The sequence below is a fragment of the Clostridium thermosuccinogenes genome (genome assembly GCF_002896855.1).
Lineage (GTDB): Bacteria > Bacillota > Clostridia > Acetivibrionales > DSM-5807 > Pseudoclostridium > Pseudoclostridium thermosuccinogenes.
Window position 1 is genome coordinate 154,167 of record NZ_CP021850.1, and the last position, 22,891, is coordinate 177,057.

Here is a 22,891-nt window from a genome sequence, read left to right on the forward strand (position 1 = left end):
TATATGGAAAACTCATTAGATAAAGAGAAAGCACTTAGAGAGAAAGTAATTAATGCTGCAATTGAGCATTATAAGGTAATGCATGGTCAAAACAAAGGTAGATTTACCCCTGGTGATCGCATCTCCTATGCAGGAAGAGTTTTTGATGAAAAAGAAATATCATACTTGATAGATGCTTCATTGGAATTTTGGCTGACTTCAGGTAAGTATGCTGATATGTTTGAAAGGAAATTCGCAGAATTCCTGGGTGTAAATTATTGTTCCTTAGTGAATTCAGGTTCTTCTGCCAACTTGCTTGCTTTTATGGCATTAACATCTCCGGAACTAGAAGCAAGAGCCATAAAACGAGGGGATGAGGTTATTACTGTTGCAGCAGGTTTTCCAACTACAGTAGCGCCTATAATACAGTACGGAGCAGTTCCAGTGTTTATCGATGTTACTATTCCAGAATGTAATATTGACTGTTCGTTACTTGAGAAAGCATTGTCATCAAAAACAAAAGCAGTCATGCTTGCTCATACTCTTGGTAATCCTTTTGATCTTGAAGCTTTGAGAAACTTTTGTGACAGACATGGATTATGGCTTATAGAAGATAATTGTGACGCCCTTGGAACTAAGTATTATTATAATGATTGCTGGAGATATACAGGTACAATTGGTGATATTGGCACTTCAAGTTTTTATCCTCCTCATCACATAACTATGGGTGAGGGAGGGGCAGTTTATACTAATAATTTAAGATTAAAGAGAATAATTGATTCTCTTAGAGATTGGGGAAGAGATTGCTGGTGCCAATCGGGATATGATAATACATGCAATAAAAGATTCAGTCAGCAATTTGGTGAGCTACCGTATGGATATGATCACAAATATGTATATTCACATTTTGGTTATAATCTGAAAGTAACCGATATGCAGGCTGCAATTGGTTGTGCTCAGTTAGAAAAACTCCCAGCATTTATTGCAGCTCGAAAACACAACTGGAAAATTTTGAGATCTGGTTTAGACGGTTTTAGTGACAAGTTTATATTGCCAAAGGCAGCAAAAAATTCTGATCCCAGTTGGTTCGGATTTTTGATTATGGTTAAAGAGGATGCAGGATTTACAAGAGATGAATTTGTTGATTATTTAGAAAGCAATAATATTCAGACAAGGATGTTATTTGCTGGTAATCTTATTAAGCATCCTTGTTTTAATGAAATGAGAAACACAGGAGAAGGTTATAGAGTGGTTGGTAAACTTACTAATACTGACAGAATAATGAATCAATCTTTATGGATTGGCGTATATCCAGGTATGACACATCAAATGCTTGAGTATATTATCTCTAAAATTACTGACTATGTGAGGAGATATAGGTGAATGCAATTTTAGTAGAAGACTTTAAAATCATAAATAAATATATCGACAAGTCAGCATTAATGAATAGTAAATGGTTTATAACAGGCTCTACGGGAATGTTGGGCTCATATTTTGTATCATTTCTCAGTTGGTTAAATGAAAATGAGCTGAATAATTCACTTACAATGACGCTGACGCATAGAAGTAAATCGATAAAAGATGATGCAAATATAGGTTACCTGACGAACAAAAAATATATTAATTTTGTGCAAGTTGATTTAAGTTCTGAGTTCGAAGCAATAAAGTATCATGGTGAGTATGACTATGTTGTACACGCAGCATCGAACGCTGCTCCAAGAATATATCTCGAAGATCCTGTAGGCACAATAAATACAAATGTGAGAGCAACACAAATATTGCTTGAAAGTCTTAAGAAATCTAAAAAACTTAAGGCATTTATGTATGTAAGCTCAGGAGAAGTATATGGTAACCCTCCAATGGAAGCAGTGCCTACTCCTGAAAGCTATATAGGTGTGACAGATAATCTTTCAAATAGATCATGTTATGTCGAATCAAAGAGATTTGCAGAAACAATCTGCTGGAATTATTATAAACATTATGGAATGCCTGTGAGGATTATAAGACCTGTACATCTATATGGTCCAGGTTTCAGAGAAAACGATAGCAGAGTTTGGGCTGATTTTATTATGAAAGCAGTGAATGCTAGGGACATAGAAATATTGGGAGATGGGCTTTCACGAAGAGGTTTCTGCTACTTAGCGGATGCTGTTGTACAAATATTACTGGTTTTGTTACATGGAGAAAACGGGGAAGTATATAATATTGGAAGTGATAAGCACATATCAATCAAAGAGTTAGCTGATGTTATTGCATCTTTGACTAATGATACAGTTAGTGTAAAGATAAAAAACGATCTGCCGGACTATTTAAAAGGGAGTCCTCAGATATCATGTCCATCGGTAGAAAAAGTTAGTTCTCTTTCAAAATTACATTATACTACTATAAAAACAGGGTTAGATAGAACAATGAAATGGTATAATATCAAGTTAAAAGGAGAATACGATGAGTGAGAATTATTTTAATCTTATTAGTGAATGCAGGTCATGTAGGAGTAAAAATATTATAGAAATGTATAAGACTGAATACATACCAGTTGCGGGTATTTATTATGATGAGGGTTCTAAACCTCTTAATATTAAGTCACCAATGACTTTGCTATTTTGCGAAGACTGTGGGCTAGTGCAGCTCAAAGAGACTATTAGTTCTAATATATACAGCGACTATAATTTTAGTGGAAATACTATGAATTCGTATAAGAACCATTTGGAAAAGATAGCCGGGCTAATTGTTGACGAATGGAATATTAAGAATAAGCATGTATTTGAAGTAGGTGCAAGTGATGGAGCATTGCTTAAATATATAGCAGACAAAGGAAACAATAAAGTTGCAGGAGTAGAGCCCTCAAAAAAGCTTTGTGATTATGCACATAGCTTAGGTATAGATCTCAAGAATGATTATTTTAATGGAGATTATATAAGGAGAAATCCTGAAGAGAAATATGATTGTGTAGTAGTTAGACATGTAATGGAGCATATTGATGATTTAAATGATATAGCGGATTCCTTACGCAAAATACTAAATGAAGATGGACTGCTTGTAGTAGAAGTGCCTGACGTTGAGGCTATATTAACCAATAATCTTTATTCAAATATATTTCACGAGCATTTGAACTACTTTTCGCAAGTGTCAATTAACAGGTTATTTGCAAGATATGGATTTAAGTCTGTTTATGAAACAAAAGTTAATATCCATGGAGGCTCCTTACTCGTATTTTATAAACTAAGACAATTAGATGAAATAAGCAATATTAGTAAAGAATTCCGTAATAAGCTTAAAAGTTTTGCTGAGAATATTAGCAAGTACTATTCTCGAATTAATAGGCTTATATTGGATTTGTCCAGAGAAAATAAGATTATCCATGGGTATGGAGCATCTCACAGAACTTTCATTTTGCTTGGTAATGCTCATTTGCACGACTGTATACCTATTATATATGACAGTAATCCTTTCCTAGATAATAGAAGACTTAATGGCTTTCATTCATTGGTCATGAACCCTGATACCATAGTAAACAATAATCCTGATACTATTGTGGTTTTTGCAACTTCATATGAAAGCGAAATAGTAAAGGATTTAAGAGAAAAATATCACTATGATAAGCAGATAATATCCTTAAGATTTGAGGCGGATGAATCTAATGATTACAAAAGAGATTAGGAAATCCATATTGCAAATGGTGTATAGATCAAAATCATCTCATATTGGGAGTTGTCTTTCTATAGTTGAAATTCTATATGTATTATACTTCAAAGTTATGCGCATAGATCCTGCTCATCCAGACAATGAGAGCAGAGATAAATTCATTTTAAGCAAAGGTCATGCAAGTGCAGCATTATACGCTACACTTGCTGAAAAAGGTTTTTTCCAAAAACAATTATTGGAGCGATTTTATGTAGATTATGGTTTGCTTCCGGGACATGTAGATATGAAAGCAGTCCCGGGCATAGAAGCTTCTTCTGGTTCTCTTGGACATGGGTTATCAATAGGAATAGGAATGGCTATAGCAAATAAACTTTCAAATAATCCAGGGCATATTTATGTTTTGCTTGGTGATGGTGAATGTAATGAGGGTTCTATATGGGAGGGTGTAATGATTGCTCCAATGTTAAAGCTCGATAATCTTACAGTTATTATTGATTTAAACAAACTTCAGGGGTACGGTAGAAGTGACGAAATTATAAATCAATCTAATATCATTGAAAGATGGAAAGCCTTTGGGTGGGACACTTACGATATAGATGGGCATGATACAGAAGAAATTGAAGTTGCGTTAAAATATTACCATAGCATGCCAAAGGTAATAGTCGCTAATACAATAAAGGGAAAAGGAATATCATTTATGGAAAATAAGTTAGAGTGGCATTACAAATCTCCAAACACTGAGGAATATCAAAAAGCACTGGCGGAATTAGGTGATTAAAATGAGAAATGCTTTTGTTAGATGCCTTATGAAGCAGGCAAAAAAGGATGATAGGATTTTTGTTATTACCCCTGATTTGGGTTACTCGGTGTTTGATACTTTTGCAGAAGAGTTTCCCGACAAATTTTTGAATGTAGGAATTGCTGAGCAAAATGCAATTGGCATTGCTTCCGGATTAGCATTATCAGGAAGACTTGTATACGTATACAGTATAATACCTTTTATGACAATGAGATGTTACGAGCAAATAAGAGTCGATGTAGCATATATGAATACAAACGTAAGAATTGTGGGAGTAGGAGCAGGATTATCTTATGGTTCGGCAGGCGCTACCCATCACGCTATAGAGGATATTGCTATTATGAGAGTTCTTCCCAATATGACAGTATGTTGCCCTGGAGATCCTTTAGAAGTGGAGTGGGTAATGAATAAAAGTGTAATGTATAATGGACCTATGTATATAAGGCTTGGTAAGAGTGGTGAATCAAATATTCACCAGCAAAAAATAGGATGTGAATTTGGTAAGGCAATACCATTACTGAAAGGAGATACTCTTGCAATATTAACTACCAGCAATATGCTTGAAATCGGATTCGAATTAAGTAAGAGGCTCAGGGAGGTTGGACTAAGCATAGAGTTAGCGAGTATGCCTGTAGTAAAACCTTTAGATGTTGAGTATATTATGCAATTAGTAGAGAGAGATCTCTCTATAGTGACTCTTGAAGAACACAGCATTATTGGTGGATTTGGTAGTGCAGTAGCTGAGGTTATAGCAGAATTAAATTGTAAAGTGAAATTCAAACGAATAGCTATTAAAGATTGTTATTCACATTGCGTTGGAGGGCATAGAGTCTTAAGGGAGCACTTTGGTTTGTGCACTGATAAGATATTTTGTGAATTAATAGGCTTTTTGGCAGATAAGTGATAATATCGATATGACAATATTAATCGGAAATCATAGTCCACTAGGCTATGAAATTAAAGGGTTTTGGATGATAAACTGAATAGTAAGGAATTTATCAGTACGAATATTGAAGGAACTTACACATTATTGGAAGCAGCAAAAAAAGCCTGGCTGGAAAACGATATCTGGGCAGAGGGAAAGAAGTTTGTTCAGGTTTCTACCGATGAAGTATATGGCTCTTTGGGAGAAACCGGATACTTTACCGAAACAACTCCATTGGACCCTAGAAATCCTTATTCTGCAAGCAAAGCTTCTGCAGATATGCTGGTAAAATCCTATTATGATACCTACGGAATGCCGATAAATATAACAAGATGCTCTAATAACTATGGACCGTATCAGTTTCCTGAGAAGCTGATACCTTTAATGATTAACAATTGTCTTAATGGAAAAGACCTGCCTATTTATGGAGATGGGAAAAATATCAGAGACTGGATTTATGTCAAAGATCATTGTCGTGCTATTGATTTGGTTGTAAACAATGGTCAAATAGGGGAGATTTATAATATTGGTGGTAAAAGTGAAAAAACCAACATTGAGATAGTAAAGACAATTATTAATACTCTGAAGGATTTGCTGGAAGATGGTGATGAATGTAAGAGTTCTCTTGGAGAAAACAGGATCAGGTATGTAAAGGACAGAAAAGGTCATGACAGAAGGTATGCAATTGATCCGTCAAAGATTAAAGCCCAATTAGGCTGGGAACCTGAGACATCCTTTGAAGAAGGAATTATTGCGACTATAAAATGGTATCTGGAAAATAGTAAGTGGTTAAATGAAGTAACTTCTGGAGAATATGAGAAATATTACAGTAAAATGTACCCTAATAGGGAAAGGGAGTAGGTATTTTGAGGGGGATCATATTAGCAGGGGGCAGCGGAACACGCCTATACCCAATAACCAAACCCATAAGCAAGCAGATAGTGCCGATTTATGATAAACCGATGATCTACTATCCCCTATCTGTTTTGATGCTTGCAAATATAAGGGAAATATTGATTATTTCAACACCGAGGGATTTACCGTTATATAAGGAGCTTTTTGGTGATGGAAGTCAATTGGGAATGTCCTTTTCCTATGAAGCACAAGCTCAACCAAATGGGATCGCAGAAGCGTTTATTGTTGGAGAGAAGTTTATAGGAAATGACTCAGTTGCTTTGATATTGGGAGATAACGTTTTTTATGGCCATGGCTTTTCTGGCATACTACAGGAAATTTCTCTCTTGCGCGAAGGTGCGTGCATATTTGGATATTATGTAAACAATCCGAAAGCATATGGAGTGGTGGAATTTGATGAAGAGGGACATGTGCTATCCATTGAAGAAAAGCCTGAGAAACCTAAGTCCAACTACGCTGTGCCGGGACTTTATTTCTATGATAATAATGTAGTTCAGATTGCCAGAAACCTGAAGCCATCGCCGAGAGGAGAATTGGAGATTACAGACGTCAACAGGGAATATCTCAGGAGAGGCTGCTTAAATATGCAAATATTAGGAAGAGGCTTTGCATGGCTTGATACCGGAACTCATGATTCCTTACTGGAAGCCAGCAATTTTGTCCAAACGGTTCAAAAAAGACAAGGCCTTTATGTTGCTTGTATAGAAGAAATAGCATACAGGAATAGGTTTATAACAAAAGAGCAGCTACATACACTAGCGAAGCCATTAATCAAGACTGAATATGGACAGTATTTAATGAGATTATAGGATTTATTTAGGAAGTACCGATGTCAAATGTATGTAAACATATTCTACCTTCAATCCGATATATTTATTAGCACGCTATATGGAGGGATAAGTATGCAAATAAATGGCATGGATGCCGCTTCTATGATAAAGACAAACACGGATGTTACTGCAGTTGCAAAAGCTAATACCAATACAGTGCAAAAAAAAGGCGATTTGCTGGAGAACAAAAGCATATCAAGCTTGACGGAATTTGATAAAATGACGATGCCTGTGGCTGAAAAGGTACTGATTGATGCCATTGAAAGGGCTAATAAATCCTTGGCAGGCACCAACCGCAAATTTGAGGTTTCAGTGCATGAAAAGACCAACGATATCATGGTAAAGGTTATAAATACGGAAAGCAATGAGGTAATCAGGGAAATACCTCCTGAAAAAATCCTTGACCTCGTAGCTAAGCTATGGGAGCTTGCCGGAATTATCGTGGATGAAAGGAGATGATGGGCATGGCTACCAACAGTTATATCAATGCGATGAGCAACAGGTTCAGGATGACAGGAACCAGCGGTTTAGATGTCGAGAGCATGGTACAGCAGCTTATGAAGGTTGAAAGGCTGAAAATGGACAAGCTTGTCAAGAGCAGGCAGTTGAAAACGTGGATGATGGAAGACTATAGATCTATAACCAACAAAATGAGGGAGTTTTATGATACATATTTCAACATAGCTAAGCCTGCTACCAACTTTACTTCTGCCAGCGCTTTTACTGCATATAAAGCAGTATCTTCCAATTCAGCCATATCAGTTACGGCAGGAAGTGGAGCTACTACAGGTGTGCGCCAGATTACAGTGAAATCGACCGCTTCTGCTGCGACAAAAAACGGAGCTTCAATGCCAGCTTCATTAAAAGGTGCTTCGGCAGTAGATATGACCAAGATGAAGAAGGGAAAACAGTTTACCATCACCTTGGATGGAGTTACAAAAACCATTACATTGGACAAGGATTATTCTTCAGGCACGGTATCAGAACTGGCGGGAGACGGGACAAGCGGCCTGCAGAAGCTGATAGATGATGCTTTTGGAGCAGGTAAAATAAAAGTGGAAGAAGACAAGAATAATCCCGGCGCATTAGTATTTACACCGGCTCTCAAAAGCAGTTCCTTAAGCATAGGAAATGCTACGGACAGTTACCTGTCAGTACTGGGACTGGTAAATGGAAAGAGTAATGCGATTACCAGCGGTGCTATAACGGATTTCAGCGGAACGGAGTTTAAGGATAGGGAGTTCAAAGTACAAATAGGCTCCGGTACTGCGGTTACCGTAAAAATTAATGCAGAGGTCAATAGTATTGACGAACTTATCAATAGTATAAACGACGCTCTCATTGGAACAGAAGTCAAAGTTGACGGAAAGACCAGCAATCTTGGTAAATATGTCAGGGTGATAAAAGACTCCGGTTCATCTGAATCTGACAAGTTGAAGTTTGTAGCCATTGATTCGTCCCAGACGATTAAGCTTCAAAGCAGCGACAATTCCGATGCCGATCTTTTATCAAAGATTGGCATAAGCTCAGGAACGTCCATTAGCAACCTGTCGGGTTCTGTTAATATCAGCGCTTCCGATGCATATAAGAGTTTCAATATAAAGGTTGATGACGGTACTACTGTCAAAACTGTAAACATTTATTTGGACGGCGATTATACCGATTTCTCTGATTTGCAAGCTGCAATACAAAGCCAGATAAGTGACAAAGTATCCGGAGTATCCGGAGTTGAAGTGCGAATTACAGATGGAAAGATCAGCTTTGTTTCTACAGATCAAAATGCTGTAAAGCAGATCACTGTGGAGGCTGAGGATGTCAGGTCCGCTTTAGGGTTTAGCTCATCCCAGACTAGCAGCAACAGGATAAACCTGAACGATACCCTTGAGAATATAAACAAAAGTGGGATTTTAGCTGAGAATTTTAATTTTGGAACAGATGATGAACTGTCTTTCACAATAAACGGCGAGGAGTTTACAGTATCCAAAACGGATACGTTGAGCAGCATAATATCAAGAATCAACAGCAGCAGCGCTGGGGTTACAATAAGGTATGATACGGTAAACAACCGTTTTGCCATCCAATCCAAAAACACAGGAAGTGCTGCCGTTATTGACAATGAGGACAATACCGACGGTGATGGGGGCAACTTCTTTAAAGCCCTTGGCATAACAACTACAACGGATCAGGGAGGAAGTATTACCAGAGGTACCAATGCCAGCCTTACTATAGATGGAGTGGATGTGGAGCGCTCCACCAACGAATTCACCATCGAAGGAGTGACATATAAGCTGCAGGAAATGGCCAGTGGTGCCGACCCAATCAGTGCAACCGTCACGGTATCCTCCAATCCCGATGAGTTATTTGAGAAGATAAAAGGCTTTGTAGATAAATACAATGAATTGGTGGGGCTTATCAATACCAAGTTAAATGAAGAAAGATTCAGGGATTATGAACCTCTTACTTCTGAACAGAAAGCTCAAATGTCGGAAAATGAGATAAAGCTGTGGGAGGAAAAGGCGAGGTCAGGTTTGCTGCGCAATGACAGCACATTGAGCAGTATTTTAAACAACATGAGAAGAGCTCTTTATGACGCTATCTATTCTGACGCTTCTGACAGCGATTCGAAACTGTCTTTGCACCTCAGCTCCATAGGAATAACTACAAGCAGCAACTATAAGGACGGAGGCAAGCTGGTGATCGATGAGCAGAAGCTTAAAAATGCCATAATCAACAATCCTGATGAAGTGGTGCAGCTGTTTGCCAAGGATGATTCTGGGATATCCTATTACAATACCCTTTCCGACTCTTCAAAGAAGTCTGAAAGGTATAAGGAGTCGGGCCTGGCTGTGAGGCTTTCCGATATAATACAGGATAACATAAGGGTTATTGGAAACAGCAACGGACAAAAGGGTGCACTGCTGGAGAAGGCAGGAATGATAGGAGATTCGTCTGAATATACCAACCTTTTATATAAGGAAATAAAATCCTATGATAAAAGTATTTATGAGATGACTATAAAGTTGATCGAAAAAGAAAATAGTTATTACAACATGTTTGCAGCCATGGAAGATGCTCTGAACAAGATGTATTCCCAGAGTAGCTGGCTGGCTGCCCAATTTTCGCAAGGTTAAGATGTAGCAATAATACGGAGGTGTGCTAATAGTGATAAATAACCCCTATGCCCAGTACAAGGAAAATTCTGTTTTTACCGCGACTCCTGAGGAATTGACCCTCATGCTTTATAATGGGCTCGTGAAGTTTATATTGCAGGGGATTAATGCTATAGAGGAAAAAAACATAAAGAAGGCTAACGGTTGCTTAATAAGATGCCAGGATATAATTACGGAATTCAGAGCGACTCTGGATATGAACTATGAAATTTCCAAAAGTTTCGACAGTATTTATGAGTACATGTACAGGCGTCTGGTGGATGCGAATATCAGGAAGGACAAAGCCATATTGGAAGAAGTCCTCGGATATGCGAAAGAGCTCCGCGACACCTGGCAGGAAGCAATGAAGTTGGCGAAACGCGGAAGATAGTAATACCTCCAAAAGCGCAAGAGTAAAATTCTCGTCGCCTGCAATGAGTTGGCGCTTTCCTTGCAGTCTTGTAAATTGCTTAGTTCATGTGTGAATCCATCTGATATAATAGTAGATGGATTCATATTGTTTTAGAGGTCTTAAATTTCACAGGGACGTTATTGATGTCCGGAAGGAGTTATATATGGTGGATATTTGTATAAGAAAAATGATAGAGTTATCGTCAAAAAAATATTCTCTCCTGCAGGACATGCTGGAATTGACCCGGGCCCAGTCCGGGACTATAACAGAGGATGGGATTGAGAATCTGCAAAAACTCATAGCAGAAAAGCAAACTAAGATAGAGGAAATCGACAAACTTGATGAGGAGTTTACCTCCTGCTTCCAGCAGCTTAAGCAGGAATTGAAGGTAGAGAGGCTCGAAGAAATCAATAATGCTTCCATTCCAGGCATAAAGGAACTGAAGGATACTGTCGGGAGGATAATGGAGCTCCTGGAAGAAATAAGAAAGCTGGAATCCCGGAACATTGAGAATGCTGAAAAGTTGATGGATGGGCTGTCAACTCAAATAAAAAAGCTCAATCAGGGTAAGACTATAAATGCAGCATATGGAAAAAATGTAGTTGCAGCACCGCCGTCATTCTTTGTGGACAGCAGAAAGTGAGAAATGAATTTGCCGGGATAATTGCCGAAGCAATATATAACACGAAATTGATTCTTGGAACCGGTAATTCTATTGACATGGGATAAAGCCGGATATATAATAAAAACACTATTGAGATGTAGATTTGCATCGAAACATGAAGAATTAACTTGCTTTTTTATGTTCCGATGCTTATAAGAATATTAAATAAAAAATGCTTTGTTAGGCGAGGCTCCTTTATAGACACATGCTGCTACCCGGAAACGTCGAGAGACGCCAAATGGGTCAACAGGCACTGCCGGATTAAGGTTTTGCTTAATGTAGCTGGTTGGTTAACACCTACGCTATAAAGTGCTAAAGCTCAACGAGGGAAGAAACGTATATATTAATATGTATATTAATTATATTAAGCTTCCACTCGTCTGGAAGTTTTTTGTTTTTATATAGAAAAATAGATAAGATATGATAAATTGCGCAAATTCTATAAGGAGTACAAATAGAAGATTTACATATAGAATTTTACACATTTAAAGGAGGGTGCCGGGTATGATGGAAATATTCAAAAGCAGTGAAAATGGACAGGAACTCTATAGCATAGAAAATATTGAAAAAGGATGCTGGATAAATCTAGTTGCTCCTACGGAGGATGAAATGAACCGTATCCAGAGCTCCCTGGGTGTATCATCCAATTTTTTAAGGGACCCGCTGGATGAAGAGGAAAAGCCCAGAATAGATGTTGATGGCAACCAGACCCTGATTATTGTAGACGTGCCTTATGTTTATGAAGAGAATAAGGAGCTCAAATATGAAACCATCCCTATGGGTTTGCTTGTGGCAGAGGACTGTTTTATTACCATATGCCTGAAGGAAAACACTGTCCTTAGGGTTTTCAGGAGTAAAAAGGTAAAAGAATTCTTTACTTTTAAAAAGACGAGGTTTACATTCCAGATACTTTTTGAGATAGCAAGGGAGTTTCTCACCTATCTGCGGCATATAAACAAGAAGACCGACGATGTGGAAAGAGCGCTTCATAAGTCTATGAAAAATAAAGAACTGCTGAAACTTCTGGACTTTGAAAAAAGCCTTGTGTTCTTTACTACATCTCTCAAATCCAACGAAATTGTGATGGAGAAGTTATTAAGGGGAAAATATCTTAAAATGTATGAAGAGGATCAAGACTTGCTGGAGGACGTAATCATTGAAAACAAGCAGGCTATTGAAATGGCAAATATATACAGCTCCATTTTGAGTGGCATGATGGACGCTTTTGCCTCAGTTATATCGAACAACCTGAATATCGTGATGAAATTTCTGACATCGGTGACGATAGTTTTGTCTGTACCTACGATGATATCCAGCTTCTTTGGAATGAACGTCCCTGTACCGTATGCGTCTAATCCTCTGGGATTTTTCTATGTGTTGCTTATATCTCTGGCAGTATCACTGGTGGTAATATATATCCTATCAAAAAAGGAGATGTTTTGAAAAGCCCATATCCTTTATACGCTATACTTCCGATAGATATCCTTTAATTCACTCCCCTGAATTGAAGGATATTTTATTTATCAGCTCTGATACAACATCGCTTATATCCCGCCCGGAAAAGAAGGAATATATGACAATTGCTATTATTGCTATCAGGGCTAGAATTGCCAGGGTCAGTAAAAAGTTGCGAAATCTATGCTTCTTACGGGATACATAAGTTACTCCGCTGATTTTCATATGCAAATACCTCTCTTGACTATAAACTCATTTAATCTTATTATATTTTTATTTAAATATAATGTAAAGTATGTTTATGTATAGTGACTTTTTGGAGGAAAATATGACTTGCAATATATGTCCCAGAAATTGCTCTGCCAAAAGAAGCAAAAATCCGGGTTTTTGCTGCATGGGAGAAATGCCGGTGGTTTCCAAGGCCTATCTGCACATGTGGGAAGAACCTTGCATAAGCGGTGTGAATGGTTCGGGCACCGTCTTTTTTTCCGGATGCAATTTAAAATGCGTTTTTTGTCAGAATTATAAAATAAGCCAGGAGAATTTCGGAATAGAGATAACTACAGACAAGCTGGCGCAGATTTTTATCAACCTCCAGCAAAAAGGCGCCCATAATATAAACCTTGTAAATCCAACACATTTTGTAAAACAGATAAGGGAAGCTCTTCAAAAGGCTGAAGGGCTCAAGATTCCTGTGGTTTACAATTCCAATGGGTATGAGAAGGTTGAAACTTTAAGAACGATGGAGGGTATGATAAACGTATACCTGCCGGATCTAAAATATTACAATCCCGAAGTTTCAAAAAAATATTCAGCAGCTTCCGACTATTTTGAGGTCGCTACTGCAGCGATTTTAGAGATGTACAGGCAGGTGGGGGGAGTTGTTTTTGATGAAAACGGGCTGCTAAAAAAGGGTATGATAATACGCCACCTGATATTGCCGGGTATGGCGAAACAATCCATTAAAATTTTGGACTGGATAAAAGCAAACCTTCCCGGGGATATTCTAATAAGCCTTATGAGCCAGTATACACCTTATTATAAGGCAGAAAAGCATCCGGAAATAAATAGGAGGATTACAAGGTATGAGTATGATATGGTGGTGAACCACTGCATTAAAATAGGCCTGGACAATGGCTATATCCAGGAGCGGGATTCAGCTGAAGAGGAGTACATTCCCGATTTCAACCTGGAAGGTGTTGATTTCTGAGCAGATTTTTACTTTACTTATTATGTCTATTTTTCTTGCCTATTAGCCATGTGCCATAATTAGCATAAGATGCCAGCATTCTAATAAAGAGCTGGCTTTGCTATTTTAAAGGAATATTAGCAGGGGTTAAGCTGCTGATTTTTCGTGAATATTCTCCAAGAAGGAAGTTTATGTATATAAAGAAAAACAAAAAAATATTTTATAATATGGAAAAAAGTGTAGAAATTTACGATAATATGTGTTATTATAATACTGATCCCTATTTTATAAATATTTACATATAAGGCAATTAACATAAATAATGTAGAATAAATGCTGGGATGGTAGTTTTATATGAATGCTAAACTGTTTGAAGGTAACTACAGGATTCTCTCAACTCTTGGAAAAGGTGGGATGGGCACGGTGTACCTGGCGGAAAACATACGACTGGGAACACTGTGGGCAATCAAGGAAATTACCAGAAAGTCCGGATCTAAAACCGATATGTTTGTAGAGCCTAATATTCTTAAAAAGCTAAATCACCCTGCCCTTCCAAGAATTTTTGACATATTGGAGGATGAAGAATCCATATATCTCATCGTTGATTATATTGATGGAGAAAATCTGGAAGAAATCCTGAAAAGAGAGGGAAAATTCCCGGAAGCAAAAGTAATCGACTGGGCAAAACAGCTCTGTGATGTTCTCAATTATCTCCATACTTTTAAGCCAAACCCCATCATATACAGGGATATCAAACCATCCAACATCATGCTCACAAAAGATGAAAAAATAAAATTGATTGACTTTGGAATTGCCAGGGAGTATAAGGAGGATGCCGGCAGCGATACCGTTTATATAGGAACTAGAGGTTATGCGGCTCCGGAACAGTATGGACTGGGCCAGACCAGTGTGGCCAGCGATATATACAGCCTTGGCATAACCATGTTCCATCTGCTGACCGGTATCAGCCCAATGGACCCATCTTTTGAACTGAAGCCGGTGAGATATTTTGATAAAGACCTTTCTGTGGGAATTGAACGCATAATCAGCAAGTGCACCATGTATAATCCATCTGAAAGATATTCAAAAGCTATGGAGCTCCATACAGCCTTGGAGCAATTGGAAAGTTCTCAAAGGAGTAGCTTTCTGGGGAACTCAGAAGTGAGGTTGGGAGATGCTGTGACACTTTCCACAGCGCCAGAAGGCAGGATCATCAGCTTCAAGAAACTCATCATCACGGTTTTTGACAATGCGGAATTCGCATGCGAGTTGGCTTATACGGCTGCCCGCTGCACAAATCTGAACGTACTGCTGCTGGATCTCGATACCCTAAACGCCACCGCCGACGAATATCTTAATGTACCAAAATATCCGAAAAATATCCGTTCCTTTGAAGAACCACTGGACAATACCGGTCTCAACATCTGCATGGATGCGGCAGATAAGAAGATTTTAACCAGGGAGCTGTTCCTGGAGTCATTGATACAGAAACTGAAGAATTTCTATATACTAACCGGCAATTACAACCTCTCCAACTTTGAATATTATAGTGAAGCGAGCTTAAATACCCTGATTGAAAAAGCTTATGAGCTTTTTGACATTACGATCATTATAACGAACGGCTTTATTTATGATGCTTTTACTCTCATAGCCCTTCGTAAGTCCGATTATAATATAGCTGCGGTAAAGGCAGATAAAATCACAGTCAGAAAAATCAACAGATACCTTGTCTATCTTAAAGAGAAACAGAACATTCCACCGGAAAAGACCAAGTTTGTCGCTTATGAATATAACGGCCGGACTGACCTCAGGAAGGATATTATGAATGAGCTTACAGAAGGAAATTACATAGGTTGGGTGAGCTGCAGCCAGAAACGCCAGGTTTACCGGAATATGAGGCCGACGTATGCCAAAAACATGGATAAAAAAATCCGGAACGAATATATCCACATTCTTTCCAGGTTCAATATCGTACCCAGAAGGACATTGCTTGGCACCATAAGGGACAGCTTGACTCTGGGAATGAGAAAGCTCAGGAAGGCATTTGCCATGAGGAGAAAGGCAGAGAATGCCTGAATCATAGGAAATCAAAAGACTAGGAGGAAAGCAGAATATGCCGGTAGTTCAAACCTTGAACAAATGTGATGAAAGTATTGTCCACCCGGGAAAAAGCTCAGTGAATGATCTGGTAGAAAAAATCACTTTTGATATATTGAGAGAAATACCTCAGCTGGTAGTGGAAGTGGAATCCGGAAACCTCGATAAAAGGATGCTGGAAAAAGAAATTATCAGAAATATTGATAAAAACAAGTACTTTTTAGGAAGCAGCAGGGAAGAGCTGATAAGAAAAGTCTTTGATTATATGTTCGGATACTGGGATCTGGAGCAGTATATTCAGGATGAGAGCATAAGTGATATCGACGGGATACGGTATGATTATTTCACTGTAAAGAGAAATGGTATAAAAGAGGAGATTCCTCTGAAGTTTTCCACAGAACAACAATTTGATAGTTTCTGCAAGCTGGTTGCTATAAGAAATGGCGGGATATTAAATGAAAATGACAGCCACTGCCGGGTGACGGATGAGAAAAATCGCCTCAGGATAAATGTTTCCATCCGGCCCAGAAATATCACCGGTCCTGCTATAAATATCAGAAAGCATCCAAAAGAGAGCCCCGGCTTGAAGGAGTTGGAGCAACAGGGCATGATGGATGGAAGGCTAAGGGCATTCTTTGAAGAGCTGGCTTGTTCCAGCGCCAATATTGTGTTCTGCGGAAAAGGTGCTGCAGGCAAGACCACACTTTTGAGGGCGCTGTCCAAATCCTTTGATTCTAAAGAGCGGGTTCTGGTATGCGAATCGGATTCGGAAATCTATCCTGATAACCCCAACTTCATTGTGCAGAGAATAAAGAAGAACAATGAGGGAGGCAAGGCGATAACGTTGAGAGATTTAGTGAAAGACGGCTTGACCATGTCCCTGGACACATATATCATCGGGGAGATTGTAGGGGACGAGGCCTGGGAATTTGTTAAAGCTGGGCTTACAGGGCACAGAATATTGGCAACCACCCACTCCCAGTCTTCGGAGGATGTATTTGACAGACTTATAACTTTGATAAAAAGCGCCAATGTGGATCATACGGAGAAAACTCTGAGGAGGATGCTGGCTTCCAGCATTGATGTGGTAGTGCTTCTGAAAAAATTCAAGGTGGTTGAGGTAATCGAGGTTATTGGCTATGACGAACATAAGGATACTATAAATACAGCCTGCTTGTTTGGTTTCAACATACTTGAGGAAGACGAGGAGAGGATATCGGGAGAATTTGTGCAGCACGGGGAAATCAGTGGCAAACTGGGGAAGAAAATGATGAAAAAGGGGTAATCATTTTGAAAGAGTTCATAAAATTATTATTAAGTGATGTACGTCTTTCATTAATTTTCGCCTTACTGGTTTTATTGACCATAGTGTTGATTATGCTTTTGATACCGTATATACATATGAGCGGCATTAAAGGATACCTGGACTATGGCATCAGCAAAATGAATGATATTTACAATGAGAAAAGGCTGTTAAACCAAATAAAGAAATATTCAAAGAACATAAGCATAAAGATGAGCATCATAGACAGGATTGAGCTCACCTTGATTGACAAATCCAACATCAGAACCTATATACCTTTTGTAAACTTCTATTCTCTGGCAATTCTCTCGGCGGCTCTGTTCATTGTAACTTTCAAACCTGTTTATGCTCTATTGTATTCTCTTCCATCCACGTTCATAATCTGCAGCCTGTGTGCATGCTTTCCATACCTTGTGCTGGAAATATGGGGCAGGTACAATTCAGAAAAGGTGAGAAGGCAGCTTGCCAGTTTTATAAGTACATTGAACCGCTGGTGCGCAGTAAAGGAAGACATAATTTATGCCTTTGAAAAGTCTACGGATTCCGGATTAGGGGAACCTTTGAGAACGTATATAAAAGATGCAGTTATACAGGTTAAAAGGGGCTTGGATGTCCAGGAAGCCCTGGAATTGCTTCAAATGAAGGTGGATAGCGAACAGTTCAGGGATTTCATACTGAATATCAGGCAGAGCATAAAACACCGGGGAGACATCAGGAAGCTGCTTACCAATATGGAGGATGAGTTTTACAGGCTGGAAGAGGAGTATACACGGCGCAAGATATCCTCCTACAGGGACAAATTCCTTATATATGGGACCATGATAGCTGTGCTTGTGGTAGCATACTTTTTCCTGAAATTTAATCCCAACGTCATGCAGTTTTATCTGTCCACCTCCAGGGGAAGGGCGTTGATCACAATATTTTCAATAATGTATTTTACTGCTTTCATATCATCCTTGAGGATTTCAAGATTTGATTACTAAACCGGGGGTGAGCTGCCATTGAAGGACCTTGTCGTTTCTATCCATAATCAAGGTGCTATTTTTACCATGATACTGATTCTGGATGCAATATTGGCGATTATCATCGCTCCCAGGCTGTACCTCATACTGAACAGGCATCTGGTTGAAGCTCTGGGGGGCCGGGGGGAGAAAAAACGTCCATACCAGAGATATGCCGGGTATGTCAGGAAGTATATTGAAAGATATGGCAGCAGAGCAAATAAGGATAATTTTTTTACCCGATTGTTTCGCAAAGCAAAGGCAGAAGTTAAAAGATGCGGTTATTACAGCAATTTGGCTGCCTTTATGTATATATTCCTGCGGTACGTTTTGCCTGTAATAGTATTTATCCTTGGGCTTTTGCTGAACTACCCGAGAGTGCTTCCGGCAGTTTCCGGTGCTGTCCTGATATTTCTGCTGGTGAACTACAGCATGCGAAGGATGAGACAGAAGCTGGAAAATGAATTCAAATATTCCGCCTACAAGATATACCGATATCTCCACAACCAGATATCGTCGGGGGTGAGCGTTACGGATGCTATAAAGACCGTCTACAAGGTGGCGGACGACAGCAAGCTCCAGGACAACCTCATACTGCTGGCAGCCCGTTATGCCAGGACTCTGGATATAAACTCATCGCTGGAGGAGTTTAAAAGCAATTATTCCCTACAGGAAGTGGAAAGCCTGTGTGTAGCCTTGAAACAGGGAATAGAAACCGGTGATAACAAGGATATACTGGAAAGGCAGGAAAAGCTCATGTTCAGCCAATATTTCAACTACATACAGGCGGAGACGGACGCATGCCGGAGAAAAAGGACTTTGATCACCGCTGTCTATGCTTTGATCATCATAATAATGCTGTCAATTCCCATGATAAATGACGCTGTTGATGCGGTGGGAAAGATTTTCGTAGGATGAATATGTGGAGAACGGCCCCGATTATTTTTGATGCCGGAAGTATTTTTGGTGTTCCAGCAAAGGTGAATTGCAGTTCAAATAACTCTATGAAATTGCGGTGTTCCAAATCTGATAAAAGCTTAATTGCAAATATATAAAAGATTAACATATCAAAATGGAGGGATTAAAATGTTTGATTGCTTTAAGGTCAAGCACCTTGTTAAAAGCAAAGTGCGCAAGCTTAGGAGAGACGAAAGGGGGCAGAGCTTTACCGAGCTCGTGATATTGATATGCGTAGGACTGATAATTGCAGCGTTTATCATCGTGCCTAATCTGAAAGCCTTTGCTGTTACTATTGTAACTGGCCTTTCCAGCTGGTGGACCAATACGATATCAAAAGTGCTTTTCCCGACCTCTTATTGATCCGGAAGGAGGGCTGTCATTCTTTTGCGGCCCTCTCCCATGTTGGGAAAGGGCTTTGCGAATCGAAAATTCAAGTGGGAAAGTCCTTATTTGTGCTTGGCTGTTAAATCACTTATTACCTTCGCGGTTCAGATATGGATTTCCGCTCATATAGATTTAGAAAGGAACTATTTGAGAAAGAATGATATGCAAAGGAGGATGGGGGGAATGGAAAGACCTATCATTGCAGGCATTATAATTGTTTTCTTGATTGCCATAGCCGTAGGCATTATTGAATATTTCGTACCCCTCAATGCACGGTTCGAAATGAACAGCGACTGCAGAAAAGCATTGCTTCTTGTTGAACAGCAGGCTGGGCTTACTGAGGAAGATAAAAACAAGCTGCGGGAAGATCTGGCTGAGGATGGTTTTAAAAATATTGTGATTACCGTCACCGGAGGCTCTGCCCAGGGAAGCAAGATTACACTGCGTGTTGAGGCTGATTTTGAGTATCCAAAGCTGGTTGACATATTTACACGCAACATGGTGTTGCAAAAAGCAATATATGAAAAAACGACAACCGTTAGAAAGGTAGTAAACTGAATGAAAAATAGGCTGAGGATCTTAATCTGCAGGGAAAAAGGCGATGCTGTAACCGATGTCCTGCTTTTTGCCTTCATATTGGTGTTTGCAATATTTCCGGTGGCTTCTGTAATATTGGAGAAGTACATAGCCATGGCAAAAGGGCAGCAGATACAGGATGCTCTTGATATCACGAATGTGGCGGTATATAATGCGATGAGCCTTCAGGCTGCCAGCATGGCTTCGGTGGATTTTAACAGCGCGGAAGCAATGGACATTTATAGGGAGCTGTTGGCGATGAATATGAAGCTTGACAGCGACCTTGCCCCACTGCCAGGCTCAATTGCGGAAAGTAATGTGGTCATAGAAGAACTGCACTTGTATACCGGGGGCTTTCCGATCAACTGCTCGAAGGGTAAGCTGCTGAACCGGCCTACAATTCACACCTGTGTAAGCGTGCCTGTAAGGCCTTCCCTGTATAGAGCAGTTTTGCTCCAACTCATGGGGAAGGAATATGTGGAACTGAAGGTTCATGTGGATACGGAACTGCCTGTAAACAGATAGGGGGGATATCTTATATGAAGCGGCTATATATGGCTTTAATCGTTGCAGTGGCGATAGTGGCGCTTGTGGCAACTGAGGTTGTGATAATCAGGAGTTTATCTAACTTTGAACCAAAAATACCGGTGGTGTATGCTAAAAGGCAAATTTTGCCGCAAGACGAAATAACAGCCGACATGGTGGAAATAAAGAACGTGAATATAAGTTATGCTCATAAACTGGCTGTCAGGAGGTTGGAGGATGTCGTAGGGCAAAAGGCCAGAGTGGCAATAGAAAGCGGCGAGATGATATTATCCAGCAGGATTGGTTATGTGGATGATATTCCGGCTATTGAGCTTAAAAAAGCCGAAAACAGGCTGTTTACAGTAGAATTTAAGCCCGATCAGGCCAATGGATGGTGGCTTCTGGTGGACCAATATGTAGATATACTGTATGTGCCGGACGAAGAACCGACCATTGTCGTGGCACAGGCTTCAGCACCCCAGGATTCCCAGAATCAGGCGCGGCATGGATATGATGAAAGCAAGGTGGTAAGGCTCAGCAACATCCGGGTAGCGGCAATTATAGACGAAAGAGGAAACCTTTTATCCAACGGCAAAAGGGATATTGTGCCTCGGTATGTGAGCTTTGAGGTGGATGACAAGCAGGATGCATTTTTGGCTTATGCAAAAAGCCATGGCAGGCTGGAGATATCTGTGCGGCCATCGAGGAAATAAGGTTGAAAGTGGAGGGGTACCGCCGGTAAGCGATGCTGCCTGTTTGATTCATGGATTGAAGCAATCTGAAATTAGTTCATTGATGGAGGAGGATGTATATGATAAAGCAAAAAAAATTCAAGGTATTAACCGGTATATTGCTCATATTTGCAATATTGAGTTCATTGACTTTAAATGTATTTGCTGCAGATGAAAGCAGCACGGTAACAGGTATGCGGATGCAGCCGTTAATAAATGAGCTGGCTAAAATGACCCAGGAAGATATTGATGCCAGCATAGCCAAATTCACTGACATAAGCAAGCACTGGGGAAGGCAGGAAATAGGCAAGCTTACTAAGTTGGGCATCCTTGCCGGTGTGGGCAACAACAAATTTGACCCGGAAGGGGATATGTCGGTGGCAGCCTTTTTAAAGGTGGTAGTATTGACCCTGGGACATAAAATATCTCAGCCGGTGAGCGGCTATTGGGCGGCCCCATATATTGAGCAGGCCAAAAAGGACAGGCTTATCGATGAAAAGGAGTATACCGACTATAACAAGCCTATCACCAGGGAGCAGGCGGCCAAAATCATATACAGGGCGGCAACCTTGTTCCGTCCGGCAGTAGAAAATGTCGGCTATGTAAATGTAATGAGAAACAGGGTAAAGGACTATGCAAAGATAGGGGACGCATACAAGGACGACTTTATGAAAGCATACATAATGGGATATTTTGTGTTGGACAATACAGCCCTTTGCAACCCTAAAGCAAAACTTACCCGTGCCCAGGCTTGCACCATAGCCATAAGGCTTTTGCAGTCAGACTCCCTGCCGGAGTTTGAACCGATGGAAGGCGAATATTTTATAGATAAATACGGTGAGATATGTTATCCGGCTGGCACGGATGAAGGTGTTAAAGCTATAAATTTTGTAGAGAAAATTTTGAGTAAATCTAAAGGGTATTTAGATAAAACCATATATTCAACTGCAGGGATATATAGATTTTATAAGAATGAACAGGAGAGGAAAACAGATCCGGTAACTGGCACAGATTTTAGTCTTTGGATTAAAAACGATATAAATATATATCCCGCAAACTGGATATATGAATTGAACATATTTGACACAAATGAAACAAAGCAGTACCATATGGAATTTTTAAAGGAACTGTTCAAGTATATATTTGAAGACAAATATGAGGATGCTATTAAGGAATTAAATGCCGTGTTTTCAGCCAACGGAAAGGAAATAAATAAGGAAGTAAAGCTGGGTGATAGATATATCAGCATTTGGGGCGGAGGCAGCATAGGAGGAAATGGTTATACAATAGCCATAACATGCAGAGGCGGCCTGTCCTTTGAAGATTTCAAAAAGAAACATCCTGAGTGGTAA

Annotated in this window: 22 protein-coding genes, 1 pseudogene and 1 riboswitch; of the genes and pseudogenes, 22 read left to right on the forward strand and 1 reads right to left on the reverse strand. The window is 39.6% G+C overall.

What is annotated here, in order from left to right:
- Positions 1-3: 3 nt before the first annotated feature.
- The 12 genes and pseudogenes from rfbH (at position 4) to CDO33_RS00745 (ending at position 12,761) form a co-directional block, all read left to right on the forward strand.
- Entirely contained in the window at positions 4-1,362 is a 1,359-nt protein-coding gene (gene rfbH / locus CDO33_RS00690; protein ID WP_103080372.1) for a lipopolysaccharide biosynthesis protein RfbH, read from the forward strand.
- Positions 1,359-2,432 (forward strand): NAD-dependent epimerase/dehydratase family protein, encoded by a 1,074-nt coding sequence (locus CDO33_RS00695; RefSeq protein WP_103080371.1) that lies wholly within the window; start codon positions 1,359-1,361, stop codon positions 2,430-2,432. Before rfbH ends, CDO33_RS00695 begins: the two co-directional genes overlap by 4 nt.
- Positions 2,425-3,639, forward strand: coding sequence for a class I SAM-dependent methyltransferase (locus CDO33_RS00700; protein WP_103080370.1), 1,215 nt, complete (start codon positions 2,425-2,427; stop codon positions 3,637-3,639). The genes CDO33_RS00695 and CDO33_RS00700 overlap by 8 nt, the downstream gene beginning before the upstream one ends.
- The gene (locus CDO33_RS00705; RefSeq protein ID WP_242973844.1) at positions 3,620-4,402 is read left to right on the forward strand and encodes a transketolase; all 783 of its coding nucleotides are present in this window, start codon (positions 3,620-3,622) and stop codon (positions 4,400-4,402) included. Before CDO33_RS00700 ends, CDO33_RS00705 begins: the two co-directional genes overlap by 20 nt.
- Before the next feature lie 28 nt (positions 4,403-4,430).
- Positions 4,431-5,327, forward strand: coding sequence for a transketolase family protein (locus CDO33_RS00710; RefSeq protein WP_202972409.1), 897 nt, complete (start codon positions 4,431-4,433; stop codon positions 5,325-5,327).
- A gap of 90 nt (positions 5,328-5,417) precedes the next feature.
- A pseudogene (locus tag CDO33_RS00715) lies at positions 5,418-6,209 on the forward strand (dTDP-glucose 4,6-dehydratase); the annotation flags it as partial.
- A 5-nt stretch (positions 6,210-6,214) separates the two neighbouring features.
- Positions 6,215-7,072, forward strand: coding sequence for a glucose-1-phosphate thymidylyltransferase RfbA (gene rfbA / locus CDO33_RS00720; RefSeq protein ID WP_103080366.1), 858 nt, complete (start codon positions 6,215-6,217; stop codon positions 7,070-7,072).
- Between the two features lie 93 nt (positions 7,073-7,165).
- On the forward strand, positions 7,166-7,552 hold the full coding sequence (locus CDO33_RS00725) for a flagellar protein FlaG (RefSeq protein ID WP_103080365.1): 387 nt from the start codon (positions 7,166-7,168) through the stop codon (positions 7,550-7,552).
- 5 nt (positions 7,553-7,557) lie between these two features.
- The gene (gene fliD / locus CDO33_RS00730; RefSeq protein ID WP_161496438.1) at positions 7,558-10,224 is read left to right on the forward strand and encodes a flagellar filament capping protein FliD; all 2,667 of its coding nucleotides are present in this window, start codon (positions 7,558-7,560) and stop codon (positions 10,222-10,224) included.
- A 28-nt stretch (positions 10,225-10,252) separates the two neighbouring features.
- The gene (fliS, locus tag CDO33_RS00735) at positions 10,253-10,633 is read left to right on the forward strand and encodes a flagellar export chaperone FliS (protein WP_103080407.1); all 381 of its coding nucleotides are present in this window, start codon (positions 10,253-10,255) and stop codon (positions 10,631-10,633) included.
- 184 nt (positions 10,634-10,817) lie between these two features.
- Positions 10,818-11,297 carry a flagellar protein FlgN gene (locus CDO33_RS00740; protein ID WP_161496437.1) on the forward strand — a complete coding sequence of 160 codons (480 nt, stop codon included), beginning with the start codon at positions 10,818-10,820 and terminating at the stop codon, positions 11,295-11,297.
- A gap of 190 nt (positions 11,298-11,487) precedes the next feature.
- A riboswitch (M-box (ykoK) riboswitch) is annotated at positions 11,488-11,656 on the forward strand.
- Positions 11,657-11,822: 166 nt separating this feature from the next.
- Positions 11,823-12,761: a magnesium transporter CorA family protein gene (locus CDO33_RS00745; protein WP_103080362.1), complete on the forward strand. Its 939-nt coding sequence runs from the start codon at positions 11,823-11,825 to the stop codon at positions 12,759-12,761.
- A 48-nt stretch (positions 12,762-12,809) separates the two neighbouring features.
- Here the strand turns inward: CDO33_RS00745 and CDO33_RS00750 are convergent, their stop codons facing one another.
- Positions 12,810-12,998, reverse strand: a complete 189-nt coding sequence (locus CDO33_RS00750; protein ID WP_103080361.1) for a hypothetical protein — start codon at positions 12,996-12,998, stop codon at positions 12,810-12,812.
- A gap of 169 nt (positions 12,999-13,167) precedes the next feature.
- Here CDO33_RS00750 and CDO33_RS00755 point away from each other — a divergent pair, with 169 nt between their 5' ends.
- From CDO33_RS00755 to CDO33_RS00800, 10 genes are all read left to right on the forward strand, one after another.
- A complete protein-coding gene (locus CDO33_RS00755; protein ID WP_242974833.1) occupies positions 13,168-13,983 on the forward strand; it encodes a radical SAM protein in 816 nt (271 codons plus the stop codon).
- 333 nt (positions 13,984-14,316) lie between these two features.
- Positions 14,317-16,038, forward strand: a complete 1,722-nt coding sequence (locus tag CDO33_RS00760; RefSeq protein ID WP_103080360.1) for a serine/threonine protein kinase — start codon at positions 14,317-14,319, stop codon at positions 16,036-16,038.
- A gap of 37 nt (positions 16,039-16,075) precedes the next feature.
- On the forward strand, positions 16,076-17,344 hold the full coding sequence (locus CDO33_RS00765) for an ATPase, T2SS/T4P/T4SS family (RefSeq protein WP_103080359.1): 1,269 nt from the start codon (positions 16,076-16,078) through the stop codon (positions 17,342-17,344).
- Between the two features lie 5 nt (positions 17,345-17,349).
- A complete protein-coding gene (locus CDO33_RS00770) occupies positions 17,350-18,345 on the forward strand; it encodes a type II secretion system F family protein (protein WP_103080358.1) in 996 nt (331 codons plus the stop codon).
- Between the two features lie 18 nt (positions 18,346-18,363).
- Positions 18,364-19,281, forward strand: a complete 918-nt coding sequence (locus CDO33_RS00775) for a hypothetical protein (RefSeq protein WP_103080357.1) — start codon at positions 18,364-18,366, stop codon at positions 19,279-19,281.
- Between the two features lie 168 nt (positions 19,282-19,449).
- Positions 19,450-19,683 carry a hypothetical protein gene (locus CDO33_RS00780; RefSeq protein ID WP_103080356.1) on the forward strand — a complete coding sequence of 78 codons (234 nt, stop codon included), beginning with the start codon at positions 19,450-19,452 and terminating at the stop codon, positions 19,681-19,683.
- 207 nt (positions 19,684-19,890) lie between these two features.
- On the forward strand, positions 19,891-20,265 hold the full coding sequence (locus tag CDO33_RS00785; RefSeq protein WP_133158678.1) for a hypothetical protein: 375 nt from the start codon (positions 19,891-19,893) through the stop codon (positions 20,263-20,265).
- Entirely contained in the window at positions 20,266-20,808 is a 543-nt protein-coding gene (locus CDO33_RS00790; RefSeq protein ID WP_103080354.1) for a hypothetical protein, read from the forward strand.
- A gap of 14 nt (positions 20,809-20,822) precedes the next feature.
- Entirely contained in the window at positions 20,823-21,521 is a 699-nt protein-coding gene (gene cpaB, locus CDO33_RS00795) for a Flp pilus assembly protein CpaB (protein WP_103080353.1), read from the forward strand.
- Between the two features lie 98 nt (positions 21,522-21,619).
- On the forward strand, positions 21,620-22,891 hold the full coding sequence (locus CDO33_RS00800; protein WP_161496436.1) for an S-layer homology domain-containing protein: 1,272 nt from the start codon (positions 21,620-21,622) through the stop codon (positions 22,889-22,891).

Bases quoted from the DNA above. Each gene is read 5' to 3' on its own strand.
- rfbH (WP_103080372.1), top strand. From the start codon at position 4: ATGGAAAACTCATTAGATAAAGAGAAAGCACTTAGAGAGAAAGTAATT.
- CDO33_RS00700 (WP_103080370.1), top strand. From the start codon at position 2,425: ATGAGTGAGAATTATTTTAATCTTATTAGTGAATGCAGGTCATGTAGG.
- CDO33_RS00705 (WP_242973844.1), top strand. From the start codon at position 3,620: ATGATTACAAAAGAGATTAGGAAATCCATATTGCAAATGGTGTATAGA.
- CDO33_RS00710 (WP_202972409.1), top strand. From the start codon at position 4,431: ATGAAGCAGGCAAAAAAGGATGATAGGATTTTTGTTATTACCCCTGAT.
- CDO33_RS00725 (WP_103080365.1), top strand. From the start codon at position 7,166: ATGCAAATAAATGGCATGGATGCCGCTTCTATGATAAAGACAAACACG.
- fliD (WP_161496438.1), top strand. From the start codon at position 7,558: ATGGCTACCAACAGTTATATCAATGCGATGAGCAACAGGTTCAGGATG.
- CDO33_RS00740 (WP_161496437.1), top strand. From the start codon at position 10,818: ATGGTGGATATTTGTATAAGAAAAATGATAGAGTTATCGTCAAAAAAA.
- CDO33_RS00745 (WP_103080362.1), top strand. From the start codon at position 11,823: ATGATGGAAATATTCAAAAGCAGTGAAAATGGACAGGAACTCTATAGC.
- CDO33_RS00750 (WP_103080361.1), bottom strand. From the start codon at position 12,998: ATGAAAATCAGCGGAGTAACTTATGTATCCCGTAAGAAGCATAGATTT.
- CDO33_RS00755 (WP_242974833.1), top strand. From the start codon at position 13,168: ATGGGAGAAATGCCGGTGGTTTCCAAGGCCTATCTGCACATGTGGGAA.
- CDO33_RS00760 (WP_103080360.1), top strand. From the start codon at position 14,317: ATGAATGCTAAACTGTTTGAAGGTAACTACAGGATTCTCTCAACTCTT.
- CDO33_RS00765 (WP_103080359.1), top strand. From the start codon at position 16,076: ATGCCGGTAGTTCAAACCTTGAACAAATGTGATGAAAGTATTGTCCAC.
- CDO33_RS00780 (WP_103080356.1), top strand. From the start codon at position 19,450: ATGTTTGATTGCTTTAAGGTCAAGCACCTTGTTAAAAGCAAAGTGCGC.
- CDO33_RS00785 (WP_133158678.1), top strand. From the start codon at position 19,891: ATGGAAAGACCTATCATTGCAGGCATTATAATTGTTTTCTTGATTGCC.
- CDO33_RS00790 (WP_103080354.1), top strand. From the start codon at position 20,266: ATGAAAAATAGGCTGAGGATCTTAATCTGCAGGGAAAAAGGCGATGCT.
- cpaB (WP_103080353.1), top strand. From the start codon at position 20,823: ATGAAGCGGCTATATATGGCTTTAATCGTTGCAGTGGCGATAGTGGCG.
- CDO33_RS00800 (WP_161496436.1), top strand. From the start codon at position 21,620: ATGATAAAGCAAAAAAAATTCAAGGTATTAACCGGTATATTGCTCATA.